Below are 21,137 nucleotides of genomic sequence, written 5' to 3'. Positions count from 1 at the left end.
GCCCGCCCCACGCGCGGCGCGGGGCCGCAGATACACTTGGTGGCATTGGGGCCATGCGCCCCGCTCGCCTTTCCTACATGACCCTGACCCAGAGCCTTTTCGTCATCGGGTTGCTGATCGCAACCAGCGCCTTTTTTTCCATGGCAGAAATCTCGCTGGCGGCCGCGCGCCGCCTGCGGCTGCGGCAGATGGCGGACGAAGGGGACCCACGGGCCGAGCGCGTGCTGCGCATGCAGGAGCAGCCGGGCGACTACTTCACCGTGGTGCAGGTCGGGCAGAACGCCGTGGCCATCCTCGGCGGTATCGTGGGCGAAGGCGCTTTAAGCCCGCATTTCACGGGCGTGCTGCAATGGTGGCTGCCTGCATCCACGGCCGACACGGTGGGCTTTCTGGGCTCGTTCGCGGTCGTCACGTCGCTGTTCATCCTGTTTGCCGACCTGTTTCCCAAGCGGCTGGGCATGGCCAACCCCGAGCGCGTGGTGCTGCGCCTGGCGCCGCCCATGGCGCTGCTGACCACGCTGCTGCATCCAGTGGTGGTGTTCTACAGCCGCGGGGCCGACGCGCTGTTCCGGCTGTTCGGGCTCTCGTCGCTGCGCGACGAGCGCGTGACCTCGGACGACATCCTGGCCATGATGGAAGCCGGTGCCCGCGCGGGCGTGCTGGCCGAGCGCGAGCAGCAGGTGATTGCCAACGTGTTCGAGCTGGACAGCCGTACGGTGGCCACGGCCATGTCGCCACGCGACCGCGTGGCCTTCTTTTTGCGCGACGACCCGGACTCGGTGATCCGCGCGCGCATCGCGGCCGAGCCGTTCTCGACCTACCCGGTCTGCGAAGGCGACATCGACCATGTGGTGGGCTATGTCGATGCCAAAGACCTGTTCCAGCGCGTGCTGAACAACCAGCCGATTTCGCTCAAGGACGACCAGCTCGTGCGCAAGGTGCTGATCGTGCCCGACCGGCTCACGCTGGCCGAGGTGCTGGAGCAGTTCCGCCAGGTGCACGAGGACTTTGCCGTCATCGTCAACGAATACAGCCTGGTGGTGGGCGTGGTCACCCTGAACGACGTGATGAGCACCGTGATGGGCGATCTGGTGAGCACGCCCGACGAGGAGCAGATCGTGCGCCGCGACGAAAACTCGTGGCTGATCGACGGCGTGACCCCCGTGACGGACGTGCTGCGCGCACTCGACCTGGACACCCTGCCGCAGGAAGGCGAGTACGAGACGCTGGCGGGTTTCTTGATGGTGATGCTGCGCCGCGTGCCCCGGCGCACCGACACCGTGACCTGGGGCGGCTACCGCTTCGAAGTGCTGGACGTGGACAGCTACCGCATCGACCAGGTGATGGTCACACGCCTGGGCGAGAGCGCGGCGCCTGCCGCGCCCGACGCAGCAGCATAGGCCGCACCGGCCACCGCAGGCAACGGGCAACGCGCCACGCGCCGCCCCACAACGCTCAGGCGCGGTGGTTGAACAGCCAGTTGCGCTGCGCGGCAAACACGGCGTCGGGGTACACCGCGCGGCCCCGGCTGCCGTTGTAGCGGCCCAGGGCCATGAACAGGTCGCCGCGTTCGCGGTCCATGTAGTGGCGCAGGATCACGCAGCCAAAGCGCAGGTTGGTCTGCATGTGGAACAGCTTGCCCGCGTCGCCATCGCCGATCACGCGCGTCCAGAACGGCATCACCTGCATGTAGCCCCGTGCGCCCACGCTGGACACGGCGAACTTGCGGAAGGCGCTTTCGACCTGGATCAGGCCCAGCACCAGCGATTCGTCGAGCCCGGCGCGCTTGGACTCGTACCACACGGTCTGCAGGAACTCGCGGCGCACCTCCAGATCGGGCTTGCGGCGGCGCAGCCGGTCGCTCATCGCGGCCAGCCAGCGCAGGTACTGCAGGCGCGACTCGGTGGTGAAGAATTCGGGCTCGGGTGGTGCCTGGTTGGCAATGGCCGACGACAACGCCGTGCGCACCGAATCGGCCAGCGGTTCTTCGAGTTGCCCGGCGCCGGCCAGCGCCGGGGCCCCCAGCCACCCGATCGGGGCTGCGAGGGCCGCCAGGCAAGCGCGGCGCGTCAGCAGTCCCCGGGTGCTCATACGGCCATGCGGCCCTTGAGGTGGGCCAGGATGTCGGCCACGGCCACCTTGGTGGCCGCTGCGTCGCGGCGGTGCTGGTATTCGACCAGACCGTCCTTGAGGTTCTTGTCGCCAATCGTCACGCGGTGCGGCACACCGATCAGCTCCCAGTCGGCAAACATCGCGCCCGGGCGCTCGCCACGGTCGTCAAGAATCACATCCACACCAGCGGCCAGCAGGTCGCCGTAGAGCGTTTCGGCGGCTGCCTTCACATCGGCGCTGCGGTCCATGCCGATGGGGCAGACCACCACGGTGAACGGTGCAATCGCGTCGGGCCAGATAATGCCGCGCTCATCGTGGTTCTGCTCGATGGCCGCCGCCGGCAGGCGCGTGACGCCGATGCCGTAGCAACCCATCTCGAAGAACGCGGGCTTGCCGTCTTCGCCCAGGAAGGTCGCATTCATGGCCTTGCTGTACTTGGTGCCCAGGTAGAACACATGGCCGACTTCGATGCCGCGCTCGATTGCGAGTTCGCCTGCGCCGTCGGGCGAGCGGTCGCCCGCCAGCACGTTGCGCAGGTCGGCCACCAGTTCCGGCTCGGGCAGGTCGCGGCCCCAGTTCACGCCGGTCAGGTGCACGTCCACCTCGTTGCCGCCGCAGATCCAGTCGGCCATCACGGCCACCTCGCGGTCGGCCACGATGCGCACCGGCTTCTTCAGGCCGATGGGGCCCAGATAGCCGGGCTTGCAGCCAAAGTGGTCTTCAATCTCGGCCACGGTCGCAAAGCGGAAGCCCACATTCAGGCCTGGCACCTTGGAGACCTTGATCTCGTTCATGTCGTGGTCGCCGCGCAGCAGCAGCAGCCAGACCTGGCTGCGCACGACATCGCCGTTCTCACCGATCTCGTCGGTGGCCAGCACCAGCGACTTCACGGTGCGCTCGAGCGGCACGCCCAGCAGGGCCGCCACATCGGCGCAGGTGCTTTTGCCCGGCGTGGGCGTGCGCACCAGCGCCTCGGCGGGCGCGGGGCGCGGGCCCTGCGGCGGCAGCGCCTCGGCCTTTTCCATGTTGGCCGCGTAATCGCTGTTCGGGCAGTAGACGATGGCGTCTTCGCCGGTGGAGGCGATCACCTGGAATTCTTCCGACAGATCGCCGCCGATGGCACCACTGTCGGCTGCTACGGCGCGGTAGCGCAGGCCGAAGCGGTCAAAAATGCGGCGGTACGCCTGGGCCATGACCTGGTAGCTGGCCTTGGCGGATACCTGGTCGCGGTCGAAGCTGTAGGCGTCCTTCATGATGAATTCGCGCCCCCGCATTAGGCCGAAGCGGGGACGGCGCTCGTCGCGGAACTTGGTCTGGATCTGGTACAGATTCTTGGGCAACTGCTTGTAGCTGCGCAACTCCTGGCGGGCAATGTCGGTGATCACTTCCTCGCTGGTGGGCTGCACGATGAAGTCACGGCCATGGCGGTCCTGGATGCGCAGCAGCTCGGGGCCCATCTTCTCGAAACGGCCGGTTTCTTGCCACAACTCAGCCGGTTGCACCACAGGCATGGTCAGCTCCACGGCCCCGGCGCGATTCATTTCCTCGCGCACGATGGCCTCGACCTTGCGGATCACGCGCAGGCCCATGGGCATGTAGTTGTAGATGCCCGCGCCGAGCTTGCGGATCATGCCTGCGCGCATCATGAGCTGGTGGCTGACCACTTCGGCGTCGGCCGGGGCCTCCTTGAGGGTCGAAATCAGGAATTGGGTGGCTTTCATGGGAGAGTGCGCGGAAGCGATCCGGTCCAGACTGGTCCTCTTGTCGCACGGCATGCCGCGTGCATAATGGATCCAGTTTCAAAATTTGGGGTTAGATTATGCTTGACCGGGACGGCTTTCGGCCGAACGTCGGCATCATCCTGCTCAACCACAAGAACCAGGTGTTCTGGGGCAAGCGCATCCGCACCCACAGCTGGCAGTTTCCGCAGGGTGGCATTGACCGGGGCGAATCCCCCGAGCAGGCCATGTTCCGCGAACTGCACGAAGAGGTGGGGCTGCAGCCAAGCCAGGTGCGCGTGGTGGCCCGTACGCGGGACTGGTTGCGCTACGAGGTGCCTGACCGGTACATCCGCCGCGATGCACGCGGCCACTACAAGGGCCAGAAGCAAATCTGGTACCTGCTGCAACTGCTGGGCCACGACTGGGATCTGAACCTTCGCGCCACCGACCACCCCGAGTTCGACGCTTGGCGTTGGAACGATTACTGGGTGCCGCTGGACGTGGTGGTGGAGTTCAAGCGCGGCGTCTATGAAATGGCGCTGACCGAACTGGCCCGTTACCTGCCCCGCCACGAACAACGCAATCGCTATCTGCGCAGCGGCATGCGCGCCCGCGAGCACGACGGCCACGGCTCCCCACAACGACCGCATTCCATGCTCGTACACCCCGGCATGGAAATGCCCCCGGGCGCAAGTTTCGATCCCGACCCGCAGAACAGCATGCCGGCCCCGCTGGAGGCTCCGGGCGGGCCGACGCCCACGCGTTGACGGCCAGATGATGGCCATCGCGCACTGACTTCAACATGCAAGGCGGTCGCCAGCAGCCTCTGCCTTACCCGGCAGAGCTGCCGGGCTCACGGTGACAGTGCGTACGGCCACGAAACGCATACACCCCGTGCTGCCTGCGCTGCGCAAAAACCGCAATCCTTGGGCCAGCGGCCTTGTGCCTTTGTACCAGCAAGCCAAGGTTCTGAACGTACCCACGCATGCCAACCTACTGCCTGTGGGGCCTTGGCAGCGCTTCGGTTCGCTTGGCGCTCCGCTGCGGGCACGGGCTTTGAGTAGTGGTGCCGCCATGCACCGCAGGGGGCAGCATGAGGCCGCAGCACGCTGCGGCCCAGCCGTTCAGGCTTGTTGCGTGAGCACCATGTTGTCGCGGTGCACCATCTCAGGTTCGGCGCTATAGCCCAATAGACGCTCGAACTCGCCGGAGGCACGGCGGCACAGCAAGCGCGCCTCGGCGCTGGCGTAGTTGGCCAGCCCTCGCGCAATTTCCACGCCGTCGGGCCCGCGCACGGCGATCACATCGCCCCGTGCAAAGTCGCCCTCCACCCCCGTCATACCGATGGGCAGCAGGCTCTTGCCTTCGTCGCGCACCTTGGCGGCGGCACCGGCGTCCACGGTCACGGCACCGCGCAGTTGCAGGTGGTCGGCCATCCACTGCTTGCGGGCCTGCTTCTTGGCGGTCTGGGCCACCAGCAGCGTGCCGATGGCGTCGCCAGCCACCAGGCGCAACAGTACGTCGTGCTCGCGGCCCCAGGCGATCACGGTGGATGCGCCAGAACCCGCCGCACGCTTGGCCGCAAGAATCTTGGTGATCATCCCGCCCTTGCCAATGCTGGAGCCTGCGCCCCCTGCCATGGCTTCGAGCGTGGGGTCACCCGCTTTGGCTTCGTGCACAAAGGTGGCGGTGGGGTCGCGCCGCGGATCGGCGGTGTACAGGCCCTTCTGATCGGTCAGGATCACCAGCGCGTCGGCCTCGACGAGGTTGGCCACGAGCGCGCCCAGCGTGTCGTTGTCACCGAACTTGATCTCGTCGTTGACGACCGTGTCGTTTTCATTGATGACCGGCACCACGCCCAGGCGCAACAGCGTAAGCAGCGTGGAGCGCGCATTCAGGTAGCGCTCGCGGTCGGCCAGGTCGGCATGCGTGAGCAGCACCTGGGCACTGCCCACGCCCTGCTCGCGCAGCTTGGTTTCGTACATCTGCGCAAGGCCCATCTGGCCCACGGCGGCGGCGGCCTGCAGCTCGTGCACCTCGCTCGGACGGGTGCTCCAGCCCAGGCGCTTCATGCCCTCGGCAATCGCACCGCTCGACACCATGACCACCTCGCGCGACGTGCCGTCGGCACCTCGCACCAAAGCTGCAAGCTGGCGGCACCATTCGCCGATGGCCGCCTCGTCCAGGCCACGGCCTTCGTTGGTGACAAGACTGGAGCCGACCTTGACCACGATGCGGCGTGCATCGCGCAATACGCTGGAAACCATGGATTCGATGAAAAAGGCCGCTTGTGCTTAGAAAGCAAGCACGAGCAGCTATCAAAACAATAGCAAATCAGGATTCGGGCGGAACATCCACGAAACGTGGATCCACTTCGGCCGGCGCCTGGGCGGCGCGCTGCTCGGCCTGGACGTGATCATAAATCGCACGGATCAGCGTCTCGCAGCCCTCGCGGGTCAGCGCCGAGATTTCGAACACCGGCCCCTTCCACTTGAAGCGTTTGACGAAATCCTTCACGCGGGCTGCGCGCTCTTCAGCAGGCACCATGTCGAGCTTGTTGAGCACAAGCCAGCGCGGTTTTTCATACAGCGCTGCGTCGTACTTTTTGAGTTCGCCCACGATGGCCTTGGCCTGCGCCACAGGATCCACCGCATCATCAAACGGCGCTAGATCCACGATGTGCAGCAGCAGCCGGGTGCGCTGCAGATGGCGCAGGAACTGGTGCCCGAGCCCCGCTCCTTCAGAGGCCCCCTCGATCAGCCCCGGGATATCAGCCACCACAAAGCTCTGCTCAGGCCCGACGCGCACCACGCCCAGGTTGGGGTGCAATGTGGTGAAGGGATAGTCGGCAATCTTGGGCCGCGCGTTCGACACCGCGGCGATGAAGGTGGACTTGCCCGCGTTGGGCATGCCCAGCAGGCCCACATCGGCCAGTACCTTGAGTTCGAGCTTGAGGCTCTTGCGCTCGCCCGGCCAGCCGGGCGTTTTCTGGCGCGGTGCGCGGTTGATGGCGCTCTTGAAGCGCAGGTTGCCGTAGCCGCCATCACCGCCCTTGGCAATGGTGATGACCTCTCCAGCATTCAATAATTCGTACAGCACCTCACCGGTCTCGGCGTCGGTGATGATGGTGCCCACGGGCATCTTGAGCGTGATGTCGTCACCCGCAGCGCCAAACATATCCGATCCCATGCCGTGTTCGCCGCGCTTGGCCTCGAAGCGGCGGGTGTAGCGATAGTCCACCAGCGTGTTCAGATTCGGGTCTGCCACGGCAAACACATGGCCACCGCGGCCGCCGTCGCCGCCGTTGGGACCGCCGAACTCTTTGTACTTTTCATGGCGGAACGAGACGCAGCCGTTGCCCCCGTCTCCAGCGGCGATATCGATAAAGGCTTCATCAACGAACTTCATGGCCAATCCAGTGTAACGAATGAGTGGATGGGGACCCGCGCACTCTGCGCTTTCGCCCACCCTGCAAACGACAAAGCCCCGCAGAGCGGGGCTTTGGCTTGCCTGGGCGATGCCTCAGACAGGGGTCACGTTGACCGTGTGCTTGGACAACGCACCCTTGGTGCCGAAGCTCACGTGGCCATCGACCAGCGCGAACAGCGTGTGGTCCTTGCCCACGCCGACGTTCGTGCCGGGGTGAAACTTGGTGCCGCGCTGGCGCACGATGATGGAACCGGCGCTGATCAATTCGCCGCCGAAAGCCTTCACACCGAGCATCTTGGGCTTGGAATCGCGCCCGTTTCGCGTAGAGCCGCCGCCTTTTTTCTGTGCCATGACTTCAGCTCCCGTTTAAGCAGCGATTGCACCGATCTGCAGTTCGGTGTACTGCTGACGGTGACCTTGGCGCTTTTGATAGTGCTTGCGGCGACGCATCTTGAAAATGCGCACCTTGTCGTGCTTGCCATGGGCTACGACCGTAGCCTTGACCGTTGCACCGGACACCAGGGGCGTGCCCACCTTCAGTTCAGCGCCGTTTCCGACGGCCAGAACCTGGTCGATCACGATTTCCTGGCCAACGTCCGCAGCAATCTGTTCTACTTTGATTTTCTCGCCGGAAGCAACGCGATACTGCTTGCCACCGGTTTTTATGACCGCGTACATGTGGACCTCTTGAGTTGAGTTCTGCGAACGGATTTCCGCAGAGCCCGCGATTGTACTACGGGGCGCCGAGGCTGTCACCCAGGGCCTGCGCGGCGCCCAGAGGATCAGCCTTCGGCCTCCTTGGCACGAATAGGCCCTTTCTATAATCCGGTCGCACTCTGCGCGACGACCACCTTGAACGCCCCCCTCCCCCCCGCCTCTCCCAACCCCCTAGCCCCCATCGCGCACGACATGCTCGAAGTGGACGGGGTGATTGCCCATCGACTGACGTCCAGCGTGCCGCTGGTCGCCCAGATCTCCCAGTACATCATCGCGGCTGGCGGCAAGCGCCTGCGACCGGCCCTGCTGCTGCTGATCTGCGGTGCCTTGGGCTACAAAGGGAGCGAACGCTTCAATCTGGCCGCGGTCGTCGAATTCATTCACACCGCCACGCTGTTGCACGATGACGTGGTGGACGAATCGACGCTGCGGCGTGGACGGGCCACGGCCAACGAGAGCTTCGGCAACCCCGCAAGTGTGCTGGTCGGAGACTTTCTGTACTCCCGAGCTTTTCAAATGATGGTGAGTGCGGGCAGCATGCGCATCATGGAAATCCTGTCGGATGCCACCAACGTGATCGCCGAAGGCGAAGTGCTCCAACTCATGAACATGCACGACGCTTCCCTGGACGAAGAGGGGTACCTGCGCGTCATTCGGTCCAAAACCGCCAAGTTGTTCGAGGCCAGCGCCCGTCTGGGAGCCGTGCTGGCAGGCGCCCCGCCTGCTACCGAAACCGCATGCGCCACCTATGGACAGGCCCTGGGCACTGCCTTTCAGATCATCGACGACGTCCTCGACTACGACGGCGTGGCCGCAGAAATGGGCAAGAACCTCGGGGACGATCTGCGCGAAGGCAAATCCACGCTGCCACTGATCGCAGCCATGCAACGCGGCACGCTGGAGCAATCGACCCTCATACGACAGGCGATCGAGCAAGGCAGTACCGAGCACCTGGAGGACATCGTGGCCATCGTTCGGAACACTGGCGCCCTCGATGTGGCCCGGAAGGCGGCTGCGGCCGAAGCACAGCGCGCGATCGATGCAATATCTAACCTGCCCATCAATCAGCACACGGCAAGTTTGCTACAATTAGCGGCTCAGCTTCTTGAGCGCCGCCATTGAATTGGCCTACGCGCCTTGAACAGACTGACATCGGGGTGTAGCTTAGCCTGGTAGAGCGCTACGTTCGGGACGTAGAGGCCGGAGGTTCGAATCCTCTCACCCCGACCAGATTTCCCTCGCAAACGAGGATGTACGAAGCCCCGCACCGCGGGGCTTCGTCGTATCAGCGGTCGCGAGTGGCAGATTGGTGGCAGAGGCGCTGCTTGCGCCGCAGCCTTCGCGTAGCAGCCTGCTGCCGACAGAGCCAAGCCTTACCCTCAAAGACAAGTAAAGCGATCGCATGACGCCCTGTGGAGAGCCACGCCCTCCGCACCGCCTGCGTCCGGTCATCAAACATCTCAGGGCCAGTGGCGGTGTCGCACAGCACCGACGCTTTTCACTCCACACGGGGTATGCCCGCTTCGCATTTCCTCGCACGCCAAGGTAAAACGCTTCGGGAATGATAGGATGATTTCCTTTCAGACCCTTACGCACATTGCTTTCTCGGTGACATGGCCGCAGTCGACACCTCATCCAAAGACGTTTCCGCCGTCGCCCTGCCTGGATTGGGTCGCGCGCTGATTGCGGCGGGCAAACTGAACCAAAAATCAGCCGAGGACATTTACAAGAAGTCACAAAGCACCCGCAGCAGTTTCATTGCGGAGCTGACGGGATCCGGGGTGGTGTCGGCCGCCGATCTGGCACATACCGTCTCGTCTGTTTTCGGTGCCCCGCTCTTGGATCTGGATGCGCTGGACCCCCAGCGCCTGCCCCGGGATCTGCTGGATGTCAAGATCTGCCAGGCCTACCGTGTGGTGGTGCTAAGCAAGCGCAACAACCGGCTGATCGTTGCCACTGCGGATCCTACGGACCAAGAAGCCGCGGAAAAGATCAAGTTCACGACGCAAATGGGCGTGGACTGGGTAATCGCCGAATTCGACAAGCTCAATCGGCTCGTGGATGCCACTACAAAGTCGGCCACAGAATCCATGGACGCCATCGTTGGCAACGGCGGTGAATTTGATTTTGCCGACGTGACGGTCGAAGAGGCGACGGAAAGCCAGGAGACAGGCGCCAACGAAGTCGAAGACGCGCCTATCGTCAAGTTTTTGCACAAGATGCTGATTGACGCGTTCAATATGCGGGCATCTGACTTGCATTTTGAGCCCTACGAACACCAATACCGCGTTCGGTTTCGTATTGACGGGGAACTGCGCGAGATTGCGTCGCCCCCGATTGCGATCAAGGACAAACTGGCCTCGCGCATCAAAGTGATCTCGCGACTCGATATTTCGGAAAAGCGCGTGCCGCAGGATGGGCGAATGAAGCTCAAGGTAGGACCTGACCGGGTGATCGATTTCCGTGTGAGCACCCTGCCAACCTTGTTCGGGGAAAAGATCGTGATCCGTATCCTGGATCCGAGCAGCGCGCGACTGGGCATTGATGCGCTGGGATATGAACCCGAAGAAAAAGAGCGTCTGCTCCACGCGATCGCCCGCCCCTACGGCATGATTTTGGTGACAGGCCCGACCGGCTCCGGCAAGACCGTGTCGCTCTATACATGCCTGAACCTGCTGAATAAGCCTGGCGTGAACATTGCCACCGCTGAAGACCCATCGGAAATCAACTTGCCGGGCGTCAACCAGGTCAACGTCAATGAGAAGGCCGGACTGACGTTCGCGGCAGCTCTCAAGGCGTTTCTGCGTCAGGATCCGGACATCATCATGGTGGGCGAAATCCGTGATCTGGAGACTGCAGACATCGCCATCAAGGCTGCCCAGACCGGGCATCTGGTGCTGTCTACCCTCCACACCAACGATGCCCCCACCACGCTCACGCGGATGCGTAACATGGGGATTGCCCCGTTCAACATTGCATCCAGCGTCATTCTGATCACCGCCCAGCGCCTGGCGCGGCGGCTGTGCGCGCAATGCAAGGCACCAGCCGATATTCCGCACGAGTCCCTGTTGGAGGCTGGCTACCGCGAGGAGGACATCGATGGCACGTGGGTCACTTACCGCCCCGTGGGATGCTCAGCCTGCAACAACGGCTACAAGGGCCGAGTGGGTATCTACCAGGTGATGCCGGTGTCCGAGGAAATGCAGCGCATCATCCTGCGCGATGGCAGTGCCCTTGAGATTGCCGAACAGGCCAAACGCGAAGGCGTCCGCTCGCTTCGCGAATCGGGGCTGCATAAGGCACGCATCGGTCTGACGTCACTGGAAGAAGTGCTGGCCGTGACCAACGAATAACAGAAGCGAGCTTATTCGCTAGACCAGGGAGAGCACCATGGCAACTGCAACAGCAAAAAAAGACGTCCAGGATTTTGTCTTCGAGTGGGAAGGCAAAGACCGCAATGGCAAGGTGGTGCGCGGCGAGGTACGGGCAGTCGGCGAGAACCAGGTACAAGCCACACTACGCCGCCAAGGTGTGCTGCCTACGAAGATCAAGAAGCGCCGCATGCGCAGCGGCAAGAAGATCAAACCCAAGGACATCGCGCTTTTCACCCGGCAGCTCGCCACGATGATGAAGGCCGGGGTGCCCCTTTTGCAGGCTTTTGACATCGTGGGCCGCGGCAACGCGAATCCCAGCGTCACCAAGTTGCTAAACGATATCCGCGGCGATATCGAAACCGGCACGTCGCTCAATGCTGCGTTTCGCAAGTACCCGATGTACTTCGACAGCCTTTACTGCAATCTGGTTGAGGCAGGCGAAGCCGCCGGTATTCTCGAAGGATTGCTGGACCGCCTCGCGACTTACATGGAGAAAACTGAGGCCATCAAGTCGAAAATCAAGTCTGCCTTGATGTACCCGATTTCGGTGGTCATCGTGGCCTTTGTGGTCGTGACCATCATCATGATCTTTGTGATCCCGGCGTTCAAGGACGTGTTCAGCTCATTTGGTGCCGATCTGCCTGCCCCCACGCTGTTTGTGATCGCCATCAGCGAAGTGTTCGTGAAATGGTGGTGGCTCATTTTTGGCGGTATCGGCGGCACATTCTTCTTTTTCATGCAGGCTTGGCGCCGCAGTGAGAAGGTTCAGATGTTCATGGACCGGCTGCTGCTGCGCATTCCTGTGTTTGGGCCACTGATCGACAAATCCTGCGTTGCGCGCTGGACCCGAACACTGTCCACCATGTTTGCCGCCGGTGTACCTCTGGTAGAGGCGCTCGATTCCGTGGGTGGCGCTTCGGGCAACTCCGTGTATGAGATGGCCACCGACCGCATCCAGCAAGAAGTATCAACTGGCACCAGCCTGACGGCTGCCATGACGAATGCCAACGTGTTTCCGTCCATGGTGCTGCAGATGTGTGCGATCGGCGAGGAGTCCGGCTCCATCGACCACATGCTGGGCAAGGCGGCCGACTTCTACGAAGAAGAGGTCGATGACATGGTGGCAGGGCTTTCGAGCCTGATGGAGCCCATCATCATCGTGTTCCTGGGCACGCTGATCGGCGGCATTGTGGTGTCCATGTACCTGCCAATCTTCAAGTTGGGGCAGGTTGTCTGATGCTCGGTTTGCAAGGAATGGATGCGCTCATCGCGGGGACCATCGGGCTTTTGATTGGCAGTTTCCTGAACGTGGTGATCCACCGCCTGCCGCGTATGATGGAGCGCGCCTGGGCTGCGGAATGCCACGACTACCTGATCGAGCAGGGCCAAACCCCACCTGCCCTTCCATCAGACCGGTTCAACCTGCTCACACCGCGCTCGCGCTGTCCGCACTGCGGCCACGCAGTGCGCTGGTATGAGAACATCCCTGTACTGAGCTATCTCGTCCTGCGGGGACGTTGCTCTGCCTGCAAGACGCGCATTTCATGGCGCTATCCCATAGTAGAGCTTTCGACTGCAGCGCTGTTCGCGGTTTGCGCCTGGCGCTGGGGACTGACCCCGACTGCCCTGGCGTGGTGCGGCTTCAGCGCTGCCCTGCTCGTGCTGGCGCTGATCGACTGGGACACCACCTTGCTGCCCGACAGTATCACCCTGCCCCTGCTCTGGGCAGGCCTGTTGGCGGCCATGCTGCGCTGGACGCCTGTGTCGGTCTCCGACGCCTTATGGGGGGCGATGGGCGGCTACCTGTCGCTCTGGACGGTGTATTGGGCCTTCAAACTCGTCACCGGGAAAGAAGGCATGGGCTACGGTGACTTCAAGCTGTTTGCCGCGCTGGGCGCTTGGTTTGGATGGACAGCCCTGGTGCCCATCATCCTGGTGTCGTCGGTCATCGGAGCGATCGTGGGCATTGGCATGAAGCTCTTCAAGAATCTGCGCGAAGGAGGCTACGTGCCCTTCGGCCCGTTTCTCGCAGGTGCCGGCTTCGCGGCGATGATCGTCGGCCCCCAGGCGCTCTTGCAACGCATCCTGGGCTGGCTAGGCCTGTGAGCAAGGCTTTGCACCCACGGGGTGTTGAGCGTTCACGAGACACAGATTGATTCCGACCCAGCACACGCGCACCATCGGCCTGACCGGCGGCATCGGCAGCGGCAAAAGCACGGTGGGCCAATTTCTGGCGGATGCCGGCGCCACCCTGATCGATGCCGACGCCATCGCACGCGAAGTCACCGGACCGGATGGCAGCGCCATGCCGGCGATACGGAAGGCGTTCGGACATGCGTTTGTGACGGCAGAGGGCGCGCTCGACCGGGACCGCATGCGTTCGCTGGCCTTCACCGACCCCGACGCACGGGTACAGCTTGAGCAGATTGTGCACCCCCTGGTGGGCAGCACCGTATCGGCACGCGCCCAGACGGCTATCGAGGCTGGCAGTCGCCTTGTGGTGCTGGACATTCCGCTGCTTGCCGAATCCCGGCGCTGGCCTGCGCAACTGGACGCTGTCGTGGTGGTCGATTGCCCCGCAGCCGTCCAAATCGCCCGCGTGATCGCGCGCAGTGGCCTGGCAGAAGATGCCGTCAGGGCCATCATTGCGGCGCAGGCGTCAAGAAGCTTGCGGCGCAGCCTGGCCGATGTGGTGATTCACAACGAGGGCGTTGACCTGGCCGCATTGCGCACGCTCGCTCTGCAGGTGGGGCGCCGGTTCGGGCTATGATGATGTGATCGCCCTCGATGGCGTGCGCCAAGGCGTGCTGCACACGCCGTGAGCGCACTCTACCGAATCTGCCGAGACCTGCGGAACCTGCCAGCGTGATCCTTTACGAATACCCCTTCAACGAACGCCTGCGCACCTACCTCCGGCTGGAGCACCTGTTCCGCCGCCTCGGCGAGCTGATCCCCCGCACACATCCGCTGGACCACCACTTCGCGCTGGTTACGATGTTCGAAGTGATGGATGTGGCTGCGCGGGCCGATCTGAAATCTGACGTACTCAAGGACATCGAACGCCACAAGCAACAGCTCGACAGCTACCGTGGCAACCCGTCAATTTCCGAACGCGCGCTGGACGCCGTGATTGCCCAGCTGGACCACTGTTTCCAGGCGTTGAACACGCAGGCCGGCAAAGCGGGCCACACGCTCGCTGAAAACGAGTGGCTGATGAGCATCCGCAGCCGTGTGGGCATTCCGGGGGGGACCTGCGGGTTCGACCTGCCGGCCTATTACGCATGGCAGCACCGCGCGCCTGAAGAGCGGCAGCAGGCGCTGCAAGGCTGGGCCGCTGCGCTGGCACCGCTGGCCGAATCCATCTTCCTGCTGCTCAAGCTGCTGCGCGACTCTGGCGTGCCGCAGAAAGTCGCAGCCGAGCGAGGACAGTTCCAGCAGAACCTGCCGCAGGGCCGTACCTTCCAATTGCTGCGCCTGCGCATCGATCCATCGCTCAACCTGATTCCGGAGATCAGCGGCAATCGGCTGATCGTCTCCGTTCGGCTGATGCGCCAGGGCGCGGACGAGCGCCTGCATGCCTGCCCAGAGGATGCGACCTTCGAGCTCACCCTCTGCGCATAAGCCGCCTCTCCCGCCCGCCACGCCGCGACGCGAATGACTGCGCCCGCCCCATCTCCCGCCGACACCACATCCACCATCGTGCGCACCGTGCGGTGCCCGCAGTGCGGCGGCGAGAGCCTGTACGCGCCCAGCAACCCGCACCGCCCGTTCTGCTCGGAGCGCTGCCGCCAGATCGACCTGGGCGTGTGGGCCAGCGATGGCTACCGCGTGCCCAGCGCCTCTGGGCCAGACGCCGAGCACGGAGACCCCACCACGGGTGACTGAGGGGCTTGCGCGGGCAAGCGCTCGCATCCACAGGGTCTACGGCCTGCCACCCAGCCTCAGATCAATATCGGGCGCTCGTGCTTGTTTGATAAGCACGAGCAGCTATTAAAATGATAGCAAACAACCATCAAGGCCTGCTGCTCTACCAGAATGTTGGGGTCGGCCCCGTCGTCGCCATACAGCGGCCAAGGCTGGGTCGAGCACCCGTCTGAACACGCCACCTCTGCACGCAAACGCCATCCCGCATGGGCAGGCGGCGCCAGCCCACCCACATGGCCTGTACGGCCCAGGCGGTCAATCGGTGCCTGCAGACTCCTGCGGCAGCACGGCCACCTCGGTCGGCAGGCCCCGCTCTTGCGCCAGCCACTGCAGCACGGGCAATGCGCCGGGCAACACCGGCGACACGGTCAGCGGCAACTGCTGCCAGGCCATCTGCTGGCCTTCGCGCATGTCGAAGTCGCCGCTCCAGCGCGTGACCTTGCACCAGTGCAGGCGCACCAGCGCGTGCGGGTAGTCGTGCTCGGTCACTTTCCAGACCTCAACCGGGCCGATGGTGACGCCGATTTCCTCCACGAGTTCGCGGCGCAGCGCCTGCTCGACGGTTTCCCCGGCTTCGAGCTTGCCGCCCGGAAACTCCCAGTAGCCCGCATACGGCTTGCCTGGTGGGCGGGTGGACAGCAGCAGTGCGCCATCCACCTCGCGGATCAGCACGCCCACGGCCACCTCGGTGTGCTTGCGTGGCGGCATCCCGGCGGCGCTCGGATCAACGGCTGGCATGGCGCCCCGCATAGTCGCGTGCAAACTGGAAGGCCACGCGGCCGCTGCGCGAGCCGCGCTCCAGCGCCCACACCAGTGCCTCGGGCCGTGCCGCCTCGATCGCCGTCGGCGACACGCCCAGATGGGCCAACCACTGCGCGGCAATCTGCAGGTATTCGTCCTGGCTGAAGGGGTAGAAGCTCACCCACAGGCCAAAGCGCTCAGACAGCGAGATCTTTTCCTCCACCACCTCGCCCGGGTGCACTTCGCCGTCTTCCGTGTGCGTGTACGTGAGGTTTTCCTTCATGTACTCGGGCAGCAGGTGCCGGCGGTTGCTGGTCGCGTAGATCAGCACGTTGGGCGTGGCAGCGGCCACAGAGCCGTCCAGAATCGACTTGAGCGCCTTGTAGCCGGGCTCACCCTCCTCAAAGCTCAGGTCGTCGCAGAACACCATGAACTTCTCAGGGCGACCCGCCACCACGTCGATGATGTCGGGTAGGTCCACCAGATCGGTCTTGTCCACCTCGATCAGACGCAGGCCGCGCGGTGCGTATTCGTTCAGGCAGGCCTTGATCAGCGACGATTTGCCCGTGCCCCGCGCGCCTGTGAGCAGCACGTTGTTGGCCGGCTGGCCTGTCACGAACTGTTCGGTGTTGCGCTGGATGCGCTCCTTCTGTCCGTCGATCTCCTTCAGGTCCGACAGGCGGATGCCGGCCACATGGCGCACGGGTTCGAGCGTGCCATGGCCCGACGAGCGCTTGCGGTAGCGCCAGGCAATCGACGCCCCCCAGTCGGGCGCCGACAGTGGCTGGGGCAGGATGGATTCGAGGCGCGCCAGCACCTGCTCGGCGCGCTGCAGAAGCTGTTCGAAGGCGGGGTTCATGCGAAGCAGGCGGTGGCCGCCAAGGTCTAATGGAATGGGGGCGCCCCGCAGGCTCTCGGGGCTGTGGCCAGGGCCTGAGACAGGCCACCCGGGCCTGCCTGCGGCCGAACGCTCACGAGCGATAGTCGGCGTTGATGGTCACGTAGTCGTGGCTGAAGTCGCAGGTCCAGACCGTCTGCACGGCCGAACCACGGCCCAGCGCCACGCGCACCGTGATCTCGCTTTGCTTCATCACGCGCTGACCGTCTTCCTCGCGGTACGCGGGGTTGCGCCCCCCGTTGACGGCCACATGCACGTCGTCGAGGAACAGGTCGATCGTGCCCTGGTCCAGGTCGTCGATGCCCGCGTAGCCCACGGCCGCCAGGATGCGGCCCAGGTTCGGGTCGCTGGCATAGAAAGCCGTCTTGACCAGCGGCGAGTGGGCAATCGCATACGCGACCTGGCGGCACTCGGCTTCGGTGCGACCGCCTTCCACGCGCACGGTGATGAACTTGGTCGCACCTTCACCATCGCGCACGATGGCCTGGGCCAGGGTTTGCGCCACCTGCATCAGCGCCGCCTTCAGCGCCTGGCCCTCGGGGCTGTCGAGCGAGGTGATGGAGGCATTACCCGCCTTGTGCGTGGCCACCAGCACGAAGGAATCGTTGGTGGAGGTGTCGCCGTCGATGGTGATGCGGTTGAAAGAGGCATCGGCCAGTTCGCGTACCAGTGGCTGCAGCAACTCGGGGGCAATGCAGGCGTCGGTGGCCAGAAAGCCCAGCATGGTCGCCATGTTCGGTCGGATCATGCCCGCGCCCTTGCTGATGCCGGTGGCATGCACCGGCACACCGCCAATGGTGGTACGCACGCTGCTGGCCTTGGGCACGGTGTCCGTGGTCATGATGCCTTCAGCAGCCCGCGCCCAGTGCGCAGGCTGCGCATCGGCCAGGGCGGCCGGCAGCGCTGCGGCAATGCGGTCGTTGGGCAGGGGCTCCATGATCACGCCAGTGGAAAACGGCAGCACCTGCTCGGGGGATACCTCGAGCAGGCGGGCCAGCGCGATGCAGGTAGCGCGCGCGCGCACCAGGCCGTCGGCTCCGGTGCCTGCATTGGCGTTGCCCGTGTTGACCACCATGGCGCGCACCGGGTGGCCGCTGGCCAGATGCTCGCGGCACACCTGCACCGGGGCAGCACAGAAGCGGTTCTGCGTGAACACACCGGCCACAGAGGCTCCCTCTTCAAGCAGGAAGACCGTCAGGTCCTTGCGCTGCGCCTTGCGCACGCCAGCCTCGGTCACGCCGATGCGCAAGCCGGCGATGGGATGCAGGTCTTCGGCCACCGGGGGCTTCAGGTCAACGGGCATGAGGGCTCCTTGTTACGCGGGCCGGCGCCCCATGCGCCAGCCGAAAAAACCGGATGGGAAAACGACAACACGGGCCGCGGCCCGTGTTGCTGGCCTGGGCCGCTCAGCTAAGCTTGCCGTGGCACTGCTTGTACTTCTTGCCGCTGCCGCATGGGCAGGGGTCGTTGCGGCCAATGCGCATGTCAGCGTACGGGTTGGCGCCAGCGGCTGGCGTGGTCTCGGCCTCGCCGCTCTCGGTGGGCGCGGTATAGGTCACGTTGGCGATGTTTTCGGCGCGCGCCTCGATGGCCTGGGCGGCCTGCTCGATCTGCTCGTTGGACTGCACCTGCACCGTCATGAGGATGCGGGTGACCTCGTTCTTCACCTGGTCGATGAGCTGGCGGAAGAGCTCAAAGGCCTCCCGCTTGTATTCCTGCTTGGGCTGCTTCTGCGCATAGCCGCGCAGGTGGATGCCCTGGCGCAGGTAATCGAGCGCGCTCAGATGGTCTCGCCAGGTCGAATCGAATGTCTGCAGCAGCACCATGCGCTCGAAATTGGTGAAGTTCTCGCGCCCAACCAGCGCCACCTTGGCATCGAAGGCTGCATGGGCCGCCTCAAGCACCTTCTCCAGGATATCTTCATCCGTGACCGCCTGCGAGCCTTCCACCCAGGCCACGAGGCCGAGCTCCATGCGCCACTCTTCGGCCAGCGCCTTTTCCAGTGCGGGCAGATCCCACTGCTCTTCCACCGACTCGGCAGGCACGTGCTGGCGCACCAGATCGGTGACGCAATCCTCGCGCATCGAACGAATGATGTCCGAGAGGTCGGCCGCGTCGATGATTTCGTTGCGCTGGCGGTAAATCACCTTGCGCTGGTCGTTCGACACATCGTCGTATTCGAGCAGTTGCTTGCGGATGTCGAAGTTGCGGGCCTCGACCTTGCGCTGTGCCGATTCGATGCTGCGCGTCACAATGCCCGCCTCGATGGCTTCCCCGTCGGGCATCTTGAGGCGGTCCATGATCGCGCGCACACGGTCACCCGCGAAGATGCGCATCAGGGAATCGTCCAGGCTCAGGTAGAAGCGAGAGGAACCAGGGTCGCCCTGGCGGCCCGAACGGCCGCGCAGCTGGTTGTCAATACGGCGCGACTCGTGGCGCTCAGTGGCGATGATGCGCAGGCCACCCAGCGACTTCACCTCTTCGTGATCCAGTTTCCACTGCGCGCGCAAGGCCTCGACGCGCTGCGTGCGCATGGCCTCGTCGAGCGAGGCATCGGCTTCGATGGCCGCCACTTCCTTTTCGATGTTGCCGCCGAGCACGATGTCGGTGCCGCGGCCCGCCATGTTGGTGGCGATCGTGATCATGCCCTTGCGGCCCGCCTGCGCGACGATGTCGGCCTCGCGGGCATGCTGCTTGGCATTGAGCACCTGGTGCGGCAAACCCGACTTCTCCAGCAGCTGGGCAATGATTTCAGAGTTCTCGATCGAGGTGGTGCCTACGAGCACCGGCTGGCCACGACCATGGCAATCGCGGATGTCCTGGATGGCGGCGTCGTATTTCTCACGTGTGGTCTTGTACACGCGGTCCAGCTGGTCGTCACGGCGGTTCGGGCGGTTGGGGGGAATCACCACCGTTTCCAGGCCGTAGATTTCCTGGAACTCATAGGCTTCGGTGTCGGCGGTGCCTGTCATGCCCGCGAGCTTGCCGTAGAGGCGGAAATAGTTCTGGAACGTGATCGAGGCCAGGGTCTGGTTCTCCGCCTGGATCTTCACGCCTTCTTTGGCTTCCACCGCCTGGTGCAGGCCATCGCTCCAGCGGCGGCCCGTCATCAGGCGGCCGGTGAATTCGTCCACGATCACGATTTCACCGTTTTGCACCACGTAATGCTGATCACGGTGGTACAGATGCTGCGCCTTGAGCGCCGCGGACAGGTGGTGCATAAGCGTGATGTTGGCCGGGTCATACACCGAAGCACCCTCCGCCAGCAAGCCGTGCGTGAGCAGCAGGCGCTCAGCGGTTTCATGCCCCTGCTCGGTCAGGAAGACCTGATGGCTCTTCTCGTCGACCGTGAAGTCTCCGGGCTTGGTAACCCCAAGGCCCGTGCGCGGATCCGCCTCGCCTTCCTGGCGCACGAGATGGGGTACGACCTTGGTCATCGCAAGATACAAGGCCGTGTGGTCCTCGGCTTGGCCGCTGATGATCAGCGGCGTTCGCGCTTCGTCGATCAGGATCGAGTCGACTTCATCGACGATGGCGTAGTTCAGGAGACGCTGCACACGATCGCGCGCCTCGTACACCATGTTGTCTCGCAAGTAGTCGAAGCCGTATTCGTTGTTGGTGCCGTAGGTGATGTCTGCGGCGTAGGCGGCCTGCTTGTCTTCGCGCGGCATCTGCGGCAGGTTGATGCCCACCGACAAGCCCAGGAAGTTGTACAAGCGCCCCATCCACTGGGCATCGCGGTTGGCCAGGTAGTCGTTCACCGTCACCACGTGCACACCCTTGCCCGACAGCGCGTTCAGGTACACCGGCAGCGTTGCCGTCAAGGTCTTGCCTTCGCCAGTCCGCATTTCAGCAATCTTGCCGAAATGCAGGGCCATCCCACCAATAAGCTGCACATCGAAGTGGCGCATCTTCATGATGCGCTTGGAGCCCTCCCGCACCACGGCGAAGGCTTCGGGCAGCAGATCGTCCAGCGATTCACCCTTGGCCACGCGCGCCTTGAACTCATCGGTCTTGGCGCGCAGTGCCTCATCCGACAACTTCTCGTACTCTGGCTCCATCGCATTGATGCGGGCAACCGTTTTGCGGTACTGCTTAAGGAGCCGGTCGTTGCGGCTGCCGAAGATTTTGGTGAGGAAGTTGGTGGCCATGCGAACGGGAGCGGCCGCGTGCTTGCGCGACGCAGCCGCCGAAATCCTTACGTGAATTGAAACCAGATGG

Annotated in this window: 19 protein-coding genes and 1 tRNA gene; 10 read left to right on the top strand and 10 right to left on the bottom strand. The window is 63.9% G+C overall.

Annotated elements, in window-relative coordinates; translation table 11 throughout:
* Positions 1-77: 77 nt before the first annotated feature.
* Entirely contained in the window at positions 78-1,400 is a 1,323-nt protein-coding gene (gene paeA, locus ABD866_RS08840; RefSeq protein ID WP_345063459.1) for a polyamine export protein PaeA, read from the top strand.
* A 55-nt stretch (positions 1,401-1,455) separates the two neighbouring features.
* Here paeA and ABD866_RS08835 read toward each other — a convergent pair whose 3' ends face one another.
* Positions 1,456-2,091 (bottom strand): lytic transglycosylase domain-containing protein, encoded by a 636-nt coding sequence (locus tag ABD866_RS08835; RefSeq protein ID WP_345063456.1) that lies wholly within the window; start codon positions 2,089-2,091, stop codon positions 1,456-1,458.
* Positions 2,088-3,833 (bottom strand): proline--tRNA ligase, encoded by a 1,746-nt coding sequence (locus ABD866_RS08830; protein ID WP_345063454.1) that lies wholly within the window; start codon positions 3,831-3,833, stop codon positions 2,088-2,090. The genes ABD866_RS08835 and ABD866_RS08830 overlap by 4 nt, the downstream gene beginning before the upstream one ends.
* A gap of 98 nt (positions 3,834-3,931) precedes the next feature.
* On the opposite strand from ABD866_RS08830, the gene ABD866_RS08825 reads away from it, so the two are divergent.
* Entirely contained in the window at positions 3,932-4,600 is a 669-nt protein-coding gene (locus ABD866_RS08825; protein ID WP_345063451.1) for an RNA pyrophosphohydrolase, read from the top strand.
* 357 nt (positions 4,601-4,957) lie between these two features.
* Here the strand turns inward: ABD866_RS08825 and proB are convergent, their stop codons facing one another.
* From proB to rplU, 4 genes are all read right to left on the bottom strand, one after another.
* A complete protein-coding gene (proB, locus tag ABD866_RS08820) occupies positions 4,958-6,100 on the bottom strand; it encodes a glutamate 5-kinase (protein ID WP_345063442.1) in 1,143 nt (380 codons plus the stop codon).
* A 67-nt stretch (positions 6,101-6,167) separates the two neighbouring features.
* Positions 6,168-7,241: an Obg family GTPase CgtA gene (cgtA, locus tag ABD866_RS08815; RefSeq protein ID WP_345063439.1), complete on the bottom strand. Its 1,074-nt coding sequence runs from the start codon at positions 7,239-7,241 to the stop codon at positions 6,168-6,170.
* Positions 7,242-7,355: 114 nt separating this feature from the next.
* Positions 7,356-7,613, bottom strand: coding sequence for a 50S ribosomal protein L27 (rpmA, locus tag ABD866_RS08810; protein ID WP_345063437.1), 258 nt, complete (start codon positions 7,611-7,613; stop codon positions 7,356-7,358).
* Positions 7,614-7,628: 15 nt separating this feature from the next.
* Positions 7,629-7,940: a 50S ribosomal protein L21 gene (gene rplU, locus ABD866_RS08805; protein WP_345063434.1), complete on the bottom strand. Its 312-nt coding sequence runs from the start codon at positions 7,938-7,940 to the stop codon at positions 7,629-7,631.
* Between the two features lie 231 nt (positions 7,941-8,171).
* Between rplU and ABD866_RS08800 the strand changes: the two genes are divergently transcribed.
* The 8 genes from ABD866_RS08800 (at position 8,172) to ABD866_RS08765 (ending at position 15,238) form a co-directional block, all read left to right on the top strand.
* Positions 8,172-9,101: a polyprenyl synthetase family protein gene (locus ABD866_RS08800; RefSeq protein WP_345063707.1), complete on the top strand. Its 930-nt coding sequence runs from the start codon at positions 8,172-8,174 to the stop codon at positions 9,099-9,101.
* A 31-nt stretch (positions 9,102-9,132) separates the two neighbouring features.
* Positions 9,133-9,209: transfer RNA gene (locus ABD866_RS08795), tRNA-Pro, on the top strand.
* A gap of 383 nt (positions 9,210-9,592) precedes the next feature.
* A complete protein-coding gene (gene pilB, locus ABD866_RS08790; RefSeq protein WP_345063430.1) occupies positions 9,593-11,332 on the top strand; it encodes a type IV-A pilus assembly ATPase PilB in 1,740 nt (579 codons plus the stop codon).
* A 37-nt stretch (positions 11,333-11,369) separates the two neighbouring features.
* Positions 11,370-12,590 (top strand): type II secretion system F family protein, encoded by a 1,221-nt coding sequence (locus tag ABD866_RS08785; protein ID WP_345063427.1) that lies wholly within the window; start codon positions 11,370-11,372, stop codon positions 12,588-12,590.
* A complete protein-coding gene (locus ABD866_RS08780) occupies positions 12,590-13,459 on the top strand; it encodes a prepilin peptidase (RefSeq protein ID WP_425549564.1) in 870 nt (289 codons plus the stop codon). The genes ABD866_RS08785 and ABD866_RS08780 overlap by 1 nt, the downstream gene beginning before the upstream one ends.
* Before the next feature lie 49 nt (positions 13,460-13,508).
* A complete protein-coding gene (gene coaE / locus ABD866_RS08775; RefSeq protein ID WP_345063705.1) occupies positions 13,509-14,123 on the top strand; it encodes a dephospho-CoA kinase in 615 nt (204 codons plus the stop codon).
* A 95-nt stretch (positions 14,124-14,218) separates the two neighbouring features.
* Positions 14,219-14,974 carry a cell division protein ZapD gene (zapD, locus tag ABD866_RS08770; RefSeq protein WP_345063421.1) on the top strand — a complete coding sequence of 252 codons (756 nt, stop codon included), beginning with the start codon at positions 14,219-14,221 and terminating at the stop codon, positions 14,972-14,974.
* A gap of 33 nt (positions 14,975-15,007) precedes the next feature.
* On the top strand, positions 15,008-15,238 hold the full coding sequence (locus ABD866_RS08765) for a DNA gyrase inhibitor YacG (RefSeq protein WP_345063415.1): 231 nt from the start codon (positions 15,008-15,010) through the stop codon (positions 15,236-15,238).
* 294 nt (positions 15,239-15,532) lie between these two features.
* On the opposite strand, the gene ABD866_RS08760 is transcribed toward ABD866_RS08765, so the two are convergent.
* The 4 genes from ABD866_RS08760 to secA all read right to left on the bottom strand — a co-directional run bounded on the left by ABD866_RS08760 (position 15,533) and on the right by secA (position 21,067).
* Positions 15,533-15,985, bottom strand: a complete 453-nt coding sequence (locus ABD866_RS08760) for an NUDIX domain-containing protein (protein ID WP_345063411.1) — start codon at positions 15,983-15,985, stop codon at positions 15,533-15,535.
* Between the two features lie 16 nt (positions 15,986-16,001).
* A complete protein-coding gene (locus ABD866_RS08755; RefSeq protein WP_345063408.1) occupies positions 16,002-16,877 on the bottom strand; it encodes an ATP-binding protein in 876 nt (291 codons plus the stop codon).
* A 112-nt stretch (positions 16,878-16,989) separates the two neighbouring features.
* Positions 16,990-18,219, bottom strand: coding sequence for a bifunctional glutamate N-acetyltransferase/amino-acid acetyltransferase ArgJ (gene argJ / locus ABD866_RS08750; RefSeq protein WP_345063406.1), 1,230 nt, complete (start codon positions 18,217-18,219; stop codon positions 16,990-16,992).
* A 103-nt stretch (positions 18,220-18,322) separates the two neighbouring features.
* Positions 18,323-21,067 (bottom strand): preprotein translocase subunit SecA, encoded by a 2,745-nt coding sequence (secA, locus tag ABD866_RS08745; RefSeq protein ID WP_345063403.1) that lies wholly within the window; start codon positions 21,065-21,067, stop codon positions 18,323-18,325.
* Positions 21,068-21,137 lie beyond the last annotated feature (70 nt).

The organism is Acidovorax lacteus (assembly GCF_039540375.1).
In the GTDB taxonomy this organism is placed as follows: domain Bacteria; phylum Pseudomonadota; class Gammaproteobacteria; order Burkholderiales; family Burkholderiaceae_C; genus Acidovorax_G; species Acidovorax_G lacteus.
The sequence above is the reverse complement of the archived record's forward strand: the minus strand, read 5'-3'. Positions and strand labels throughout refer to the sequence as shown.

Excerpts from the sequence above, each read along its gene's own strand:
- ABD866_RS08785 (WP_345063427.1), top strand. The coding sequence starts at position 11,370 with ATGGCAACTGCAACAGCAAAAAAAGACGTCCAGGATTTTGTCTTCGAG.
- ABD866_RS08825 (WP_345063451.1), top strand. The coding sequence starts at position 3,932 with ATGCTTGACCGGGACGGCTTTCGGCCGAACGTCGGCATCATCCTGCTC.
- ABD866_RS08760 (WP_345063411.1), bottom strand. The coding sequence starts at position 15,985 with ATGCCGCCACGCAAGCACACCGAGGTGGCCGTGGGCGTGCTGATCCGC.
- rpmA (WP_345063437.1), bottom strand. The coding sequence starts at position 7,613 with ATGGCACAGAAAAAAGGCGGCGGCTCTACGCGAAACGGGCGCGATTCC.
- argJ (WP_345063406.1), bottom strand. The coding sequence starts at position 18,219 with ATGCCCGTTGACCTGAAGCCCCCGGTGGCCGAAGACCTGCATCCCATC.
- ABD866_RS08800 (WP_345063707.1), top strand. The coding sequence starts at position 8,172 with ATGCTCGAAGTGGACGGGGTGATTGCCCATCGACTGACGTCCAGCGTG.
- pilB (WP_345063430.1), top strand. The coding sequence starts at position 9,593 with ATGGCCGCAGTCGACACCTCATCCAAAGACGTTTCCGCCGTCGCCCTG.
- cgtA (WP_345063439.1), bottom strand. The coding sequence starts at position 7,241 with ATGAAGTTCGTTGATGAAGCCTTTATCGATATCGCCGCTGGAGACGGG.
- proB (WP_345063442.1), bottom strand. The coding sequence starts at position 6,100 with ATGGTTTCCAGCGTATTGCGCGATGCACGCCGCATCGTGGTCAAGGTC.
- ABD866_RS08755 (WP_345063408.1), bottom strand. The coding sequence starts at position 16,877 with ATGAACCCCGCCTTCGAACAGCTTCTGCAGCGCGCCGAGCAGGTGCTG.
- ABD866_RS08830 (WP_345063454.1), bottom strand. The coding sequence starts at position 3,833 with ATGAAAGCCACCCAATTCCTGATTTCGACCCTCAAGGAGGCCCCGGCC.
- ABD866_RS08780 (WP_425549564.1), top strand. The coding sequence starts at position 12,590 with ATGCTCGGTTTGCAAGGAATGGATGCGCTCATCGCGGGGACCATCGGG.
- rplU (WP_345063434.1), bottom strand. The coding sequence starts at position 7,940 with ATGTACGCGGTCATAAAAACCGGTGGCAAGCAGTATCGCGTTGCTTCC.
- paeA (WP_345063459.1), top strand. The coding sequence starts at position 78 with ATGACCCTGACCCAGAGCCTTTTCGTCATCGGGTTGCTGATCGCAACC.
- ABD866_RS08765 (WP_345063415.1), top strand. The coding sequence starts at position 15,008 with ATGACTGCGCCCGCCCCATCTCCCGCCGACACCACATCCACCATCGTG.
- secA (WP_345063403.1), bottom strand. The coding sequence starts at position 21,067 with ATGGCCACCAACTTCCTCACCAAAATCTTCGGCAGCCGCAACGACCGG.
- ABD866_RS08835 (WP_345063456.1), bottom strand. The coding sequence starts at position 2,091 with ATGAGCACCCGGGGACTGCTGACGCGCCGCGCTTGCCTGGCGGCCCTC.